Raw genomic sequence first — 6,483 nt, 5'->3', positions numbered from 1 at the left:
GCGCAAGTTGATGCCCGCCATCTACGATCTGGCCAATCGTGGTCTGCTGCCGCCCGGGTTCGCTCTCGTCGGGTTCGCCCGCAGGGATTGGTCGGACGAGGACTTCGGCAAGATCGTCCACGATGCCGTCCGCGACCATTCCCGCACCCCGTTCCGGGAGGACGTCTGGGAGCGACTGTCGGAGGGCCTGCGTTTCGTCAAGGGCACCTTCGACGACCCGGCGGCCTTCCAGGAACTGGCCAACACTCTCGGGACGCTGGAACGCGAACGCGGGACCGGCGGCAATCACGGGTTCTATCTCGCGATTCCGCCGGACGCGTTCCCGGTCGTTCTGAAGCAGCTGTCCGAGGCCGGTCTCGCGCAGTCGAACGACGACCAGTGGCGTCGGGTGGTCATCGAGAAGCCGTTCGGTCACGACCTCGAGAGCGCACGTGAGCTCAACGCGGTCGTGAACGAGGTCTTCCCGGAGGACACGGTCTTCCGGATCGACCACTATCTCGGCAAGGAAACCGTCCAGAACATCCTGGCGTTGCGCTTCGCGAACCAGTTGTTCGATCCGATCTGGAACGCCCACTACGTGGATCACGTCCAGATCACCATGGCCGAGGACATCGGTCTCGGTGGACGCGCCGGGTACTACGACGGCATCGGGGCGGCGCGCGACGTCATCCAGAATCACCTGCTGCAACTCCTCGCGTTCACCGCGATGGAGGAGCCGATCAGCTTCGAACCGTCCGAGTTGCAGGCGGAAAAGATCAAGGTGCTCTCCGCCACCAGGCTCGCCCAGCCGCTCGACGAGACCACCGCGCGTGGCCAGTACGCGGGCGGCTGGCAGGGCGGTACCCGGGTGGTAGGTCTGCTGGAGGAGGAAGGGTTCTCGAAGGACTCGACCACGGAGACGTTCGCGGCCATCACCCTCGAGGTCGACACCCGCCGCTGGGCGGGGGTGCCGTTCTACCTCCGCACCGGGAAGCGACTCGGCCGTCGGGTCACCGAGATCGCCGTGATCTTCAAGCGCGCACCGCATCTGCCGTTCGATCAGACGATGACCGAGGAACTGGGGCAGAACGCCCTCGTCATCCGGGTGCAGCCGGACGAGGGTGTGACCATGCGGTTCGGATCGAAGGTCCCGGGGTCGAGCATGGAAGTCCGCGACGTCAACATGGACTTCAGCTACGGTCAGGCGTTCACGGAGTCGTCGCCCGAGGCGTATGAGCGCCTCATCCTCGACGTGCTCCTCGGTGAGCCCTCGCTGTTCCCCGTGAACGCCGAGGTGGAACTGTCCTGGGAAATCCTCGACCCCGTGCTCGAGCACTGGGCCGCGGACGGCAGGCCGGAACCGTACGAGGCCGGCACGTGGGGCCCGCCGTCGGCAGACGAAATGATGCACCGCACCGGTCGCGAATGGAGAAGGCCGTAGATGATCACCGACATTCCCGCGACCACCACCGGACAGGTCAACAAGAAACTGGTGGAGCTGCGCAAGACGGGCGGCGCGGTGACCCTGGGACGAGTACTCACGCTGGTGGTGTGCACCCGCGACAGTGAGTACTCGGAGGACATCATCGACGCCGCCAACGAGGCGAGCCGGGAGCATCCGTGCCGCGTCATCGTCGTCGCCTGGGGGTCCCGTGACGCGGAACCCCGCCTGGATGCGCAGATCCGCGTCGGCGGCGACGCCGGCGCGTCGGAGGTCGTCGTGCTCCGCCTCTTCGGCGAACTCGCCGACCACGAGAGCAGCGTGGTGGTGCCGTTCCTCCTCCCCGACACTCCCGTGGTCGTGTGGTGGCCGGAGACCGCCCCGGAGGTTCCCGCCGAGGATCCGGTGGGCAAGCTGGCGATCCGGCGGATCACCGACGCGACCGATCGCGCGGATCCGGCTGCGGAGATCAAGAGCCGCTTGGCGTCGTACTCGTCCGGTGACTCGGACCTGGCCTGGAGTCGCATCACCTACTGGCGTGCGCTCCTGACCTCGGCCGTCGACCAGCCGCCGCACTCGCCGATCACGTCGGCGGTGGTGTCCGGACTGGTGGACGAACCCGCCGTCGACATGATCGCGGGGTGGTTGGCGAGCCGCGTCGACGTCCCGGTCACCCGGCGGGTCGGCCCGTTGTTCGTGGAGATCAACTTCGCCGACGGTGGTGCGTTGACCATCAGCCGCCCCCAGACGGGTACCACGGCGACGCTGTCACGCACCGGCAAGCCCGATGCGCGGGTCGCGCTTCGCAGGCGGGAAACGAGCGAGTGCCTGGCCGAAGAACTACGCAGACTCGACCCCGACGAGGTCTACGAGACCGCACTCGCCGGGCTGACGAAGGTGACGTATGAGTGACATCCACGTAGAGGTCCACCCCGACACCGACACGCTGGTGACGAAGGCCGCGGAGCGGTTCGTCGACACCGTCGTCGCCGCCCAGAAGGACCGCGGCACGGCGTCGGTGGTCCTCACCGGCGGCGGCACCGGGATCGGCCTGCTCGAGAAGGTCCGGGAGAACCCGGGCGACATCGACTGGCGTGCGATCGACATCTTCTGGGGCGACGAACGCTTCCTGCCTGCCGGCGACCCGGAACGCAACGACGTGCAGGCGCGGGCCGCGCTGCTCGACCACGTCGACGTCGATCCCGACCGGGTGCACACCATGCCCGTCGCGGACGGCATCTACGAGAACGATCCGGAGGCGGCCGCCGTCGCGTACGCGCAGGTACTCGGGGCGCATGCCGGCGGCAAGCAGGTCCCGGTCTTCGACGTCCACCTGCTCGGCATGGGCGGTGAGGGACACGTCAATTCGCTGTTCCCCGACACCGACGCGGTCCGCGAGGAGCACCGGTTCGTCGTCGCGGTGACGGACTCCCCCAAGCCGCCGCCGGTGCGGGTCACGCTGACCCTGCCCGCCGTCCGGCACGCCGACGAGGTGTGGCTGGTCGTGTCGGGTGACGCGAAGGCCGAGGCCGTCGCCGCCGCCATCGCGGGCGCTCCCCCCGTCGAGATCCCGGCGTCCGGGGCCCGCGGGCTGTCCGCGACCCGGTGGCTGCTCGACACGTCGGCCGCGTCCCGGCTGCCGAACTGACGCTCTCATCCGACGGGGTCCTCGTCGTCGTCCGCCGGTAACCCGGCGGGCGACCGAGGGTCCCGCTCGACCGGTGACCGGGTGACCCGGCATTCGGTGACGATCCGACCGGCACGACGGGGGCTTGCCGTGCTCGTCCCCCGCCGTCCGATTCCCCCGCGCCAATGGTCAGGGTTGCCCGCGCAGCGCCTCATCCGTCGCCCCAATTCGTCTCGGAAACGTTCGTGCTCTTTCCCGTTTTGACGCAGCGACGGACGGTTCGGTTCCCCCGCCCCGCAAGAAAGTTCACGCAGTTCTCGCGGGGCGAAGGAACCCGTCCAGCTACCCGCTGTTGCGCAGCGCGGTCGCCAGCCCGTTCATCGTGAGCTGGATGCCGCGGCGCGTCTGATCACTGTCGTCCCCGGCCCGGTAGCGGCGCAGCAGTTCCACCTGCAGGTGGTTGAGGGGCTCGAGGTACGGGAACCGGTTGTGCACCGACCTCTCCAGACCGGGGTTGTCGGCGAACAGGGTGTCGTTCCCGGTGATCGCCTTGTACATCCGGATGGTCCGCTCGTGTTCCTCGGCGATCTTGCCGAACACCCGTCGGCGGAGTTCCTCGTCGGGAACAAGTTCCGCGTAGCGGGCGGCGAGACCCATGTCGGACTTCGACATCACCATCGCCAGGTTCGACAGCACGGTCCGGAAGAACGGCCACTTCTCGTACAGGCGGGACAGCGTGGCCACCCGCTCGGGGTCGCCCTGCGTCCATTCCTCGAACGCCGCACCCGTGCCGTACCACCCGGGCAGCATGACCCGGGACTGACTCCACGACAGCACCCACGGGATCGCCCGGAGGTCGGAGATGGACGTGGTCTGCTTCCGTGAGGCCGGGCGGCTGCCGATGTTGAGGGCCCCGATCTCCGCGACCGGAGTCGACATCTCGAAGTACTCCACGAATCCGGGTGTCTCGTGCACCAATTCGCCGTAGGCGCGGCGGGCCAGCGCAGCGAGCTCGTCGAGGATGCGGTACGCCGGTTCGGCGTCGTCGCCGAGGCCCTCGACGTCGAGCAGGGTGGCCTCGAGGGTCGCGGCGAGCAGCGTTTCCAGGTTGCGTTGCGCGAGGCGAGGTTCCGCGTACTTGGCGGCGATCACCTCGCCCTGTTCGGTGATCCGCAGCGACCCGGCCACCGCACCGGGCGGTTGCGCGAGGATCGCCTCGTAGCTGGGTCCGCCGCCGCGACCCACGGTGCCGCCGCGACCGTGGAAGAGCCGCAACCGGATTCCCGTCTTGCGGGCAGCGTCCACCAGATCCAGCTCCGCGCGGTACAGCGCCCAGTTGGCCGCCAGGTAGCCGCCGTCCTTGTTGGAATCGGAGTACCCGAGCATCACTTCCTGCGAGTCGCCGCGCGACGTCACCAGGGCCCGGTAGATCGGCACCTCCAGGGTGGCCTCGAGGGTGGCGGCACCCTGCTGCAGGTCCTCGATCGTCTCGAACAGCGGCACGATGCCCACCGGACAGGACGGCGCCTCCCCCGATCCGGGATCGAGCAGACCCACCTCCTTCAGCAGCACCGCGGCCTCGAGCATGTCGCTGACGGAGGTGCACATGCTGATGATGTAGTTGGGCACGGCGCCCGCACCGAGTGTCCGGACCGCGTCGGCGCCTGCCTGGAGGATGGCAAGCTCCTTCGCGGTCAGCTCACTGAACTCCGCGTTCGCGGTGGTCAGTGGGCGCCGGGTGGACAGCTCCGCCGACAGCAACTCCACCCGCTCGTCCTCGGACAGCGACGGGTAGTCGGCGTGCACGCCCGCCCATGCCAGCAGCTCGGCGACGACGGTCTCGTGGACGTCCGAGTTCTGCCGCATGTCCAGTCCGGAGAGGTGGAAACCGAACACCTCCACCGAGTCCCGCAGGTTCGCCAGCCCGTCGTCGGCGATGGTGCCGTCGCCGCCGCGCCGCAGGGAGTCGTCGACGACGTCGAGTTCGTCGAGCATCTGCCGCGGGGTGTCGTAGGGTGCGAGCCCGAGGTCGAGCCCGTGGTCGGGTGCCTCACCCAGAATGCGGTGCGCGGTGGCCGTGAGACGCCCCCGGATACCCCGAATCGCACGCCGGTAGGGCTCGTCGGCGCGGAACGGGGAATCGTCCTGCGACGCCGCGGCCAGGAGGTCGAGCGCGGGGGTGACGGTGACGAGGCGAGCCGACATGGACAGTTCGCGCTCGAGCGTCTCGAGTTCCCCGAGGTGGTGTTCGAGGGCGGTGGCCGCGGCACGGGTGGTGGCCTGCCGGACCACCTCGTCGGTGACGTACGGGTTGCCGTCGCGGTCTCCGCCGATCCACGAGCCGGGGCGCAGTATCGGTTCCCGGCCCAGATCCGCGTCCGGCCACCGCGATCGCAGGGCGCCGCGCAGTTCGGCGTTGATCTTCGGGACGACCTCGAACAGTGCCGCGTCGTAGTACCGCAGGCCGACCTCGATCTCGTCCTGGATCCGCAACCGCGACAACCGGATCAGTGCGGTCTGCCAGAGGGTGAGGATCTGCCGCCGCAGCCGGACGTCGACGTCGGCCGTCTCGGTCTCGGTCAGGGCGGTGCGCTCGCGGTAGCGCATCAGTTCCGTGATCCGGGACTGGGTTTCGAACACCGTCCGGCGGCGGGTCTCGGTGGGATGGGCGGTGATGACCGGCGACACGAGCGCCCCGCGCAACGCGTCCGCGACGACGGTGCTGTCGAGGTGCGCAGCGTCGAGTTTGGCGAACGTGGCGGTCAGGGTGCTGTCGGGGGCGGGTTCACCGGCGGCGACGTGGACGGCACGCCTGCGTTCGCGGTGGATGTCCTCGGCGAGATTGGCCAGCAGGGCGAAGTGGCTGAAGGCCCGGATGACGGGAATGGTGTCGCTCGTGGACACCTGGGTGAACATGTCCGCCAGATCTGCGCGGTCGATCTCGGAACGACGAACCCGGAACGATTCGACCCTGGCCTTCTCGACGAGGTCGAAGACGCTGTCCCCGGCCTGTTCCCGCACTATCTGACCGAGGATGCCGCCCAGGAGCCGAATGTCTTCGCGGAGTGGTTCAGTGGCCTCACGTGGGGTTTCGATCATTCATCCAGTATCGACCGGTGACGGCCCGTCTGCATGATGAAGCCGATCAGCCGAACTTGATCTCCAGGCCGATGCCGATGATCGCGATCAGCCAGATCAGGCCGGTGAAGACGGTGAGGCGGTCGAGGTTCTTCTCGACCACGGTGGAACCGGACAGGCTCGACTGGACGCCGCCGCCGAACAGGCTGGACAGACCGCCGCCCTTACCGCGGTGCAGCAGCACCAGCAGAATCAGCAGCAAGCTGGTGACCACCAGCAGGATATCCAGGAACAGTTCCATGTCTGTCTACGTCCACCCATCCAGTAGGAACAACAACGACCTCGTACACCCTACAGG

5 protein-coding genes are annotated in these 6,483 nt (G+C 68.3%); 3 read left to right on the top strand and 2 right to left on the bottom strand.

Translation table 11 applies throughout. The features are described 5' to 3' along the window. From zwf to pgl, 3 genes are all read left to right on the top strand, one after another. The coding region (gene zwf / locus AC1D1G_RS39755; protein WP_477956334.1) for a glucose-6-phosphate dehydrogenase at window positions 1–1,420 on the top strand (1,420 nt) is incomplete at its 5' end. Beyond that, complete coding sequence (gene opcA / locus AC1D1G_RS39750) at window positions 1,421–2,332, top strand: glucose-6-phosphate dehydrogenase assembly protein OpcA (RefSeq protein ID WP_009480448.1); 912 nt, start codon at window positions 1,421–1,423, stop codon at window positions 2,330–2,332. Next, the gene (gene pgl / locus AC1D1G_RS39745) at window positions 2,325–3,068 is read left to right on the top strand and encodes a 6-phosphogluconolactonase (protein ID WP_005564790.1); all 744 of its coding nucleotides are present in this window, start codon (window positions 2,325–2,327) and stop codon (window positions 3,066–3,068) included. The genes opcA and pgl overlap by 8 nt, the downstream gene beginning before the upstream one ends. Window positions 3,069–3,389: 321 nt before the next feature. Here pgl and ppc read toward each other — a convergent pair whose 3' ends face one another. Further along, window positions 3,390–6,146 carry a phosphoenolpyruvate carboxylase gene (gene ppc, locus AC1D1G_RS39740; protein ID WP_477956333.1) on the bottom strand — a complete coding sequence of 919 codons (2,757 nt, stop codon included), beginning with the start codon at window positions 6,144–6,146 and terminating at the stop codon, window positions 3,390–3,392. Window positions 6,147–6,192: 46 nt separating this feature from the next. After that, the gene (secG, locus tag AC1D1G_RS39735) at window positions 6,193–6,426 is read right to left on the bottom strand and encodes a preprotein translocase subunit SecG (RefSeq protein WP_005241788.1); all 234 of its coding nucleotides are present in this window, start codon (window positions 6,424–6,426) and stop codon (window positions 6,193–6,195) included. Window positions 6,427–6,483: the final 57 nt, after the last annotated feature.

Source organism: Rhodococcus sp. P3_B8 (assembly GCF_056402775.1).
The sequence above is the reverse complement of the archived record's forward strand: the minus strand, read 5'-3'. Positions and strand labels throughout refer to the sequence as shown.

Bases quoted from the DNA above. Each gene is read 5' to 3' on its own strand.
- ppc (WP_477956333.1), bottom strand. From the start codon at position 6,146: ATGATCGAAACCCCACGTGAGGCCACTGAACCACTCCGCGAAGACATT.
- pgl (WP_005564790.1), top strand. From the start codon at position 2,325: ATGAGTGACATCCACGTAGAGGTCCACCCCGACACCGACACGCTGGTG.
- secG (WP_005241788.1), bottom strand. From the start codon at position 6,426: ATGGAACTGTTCCTGGATATCCTGCTGGTGGTCACCAGCTTGCTGCTG.
- opcA (WP_009480448.1), top strand. From the start codon at position 1,421: ATGATCACCGACATTCCCGCGACCACCACCGGACAGGTCAACAAGAAA.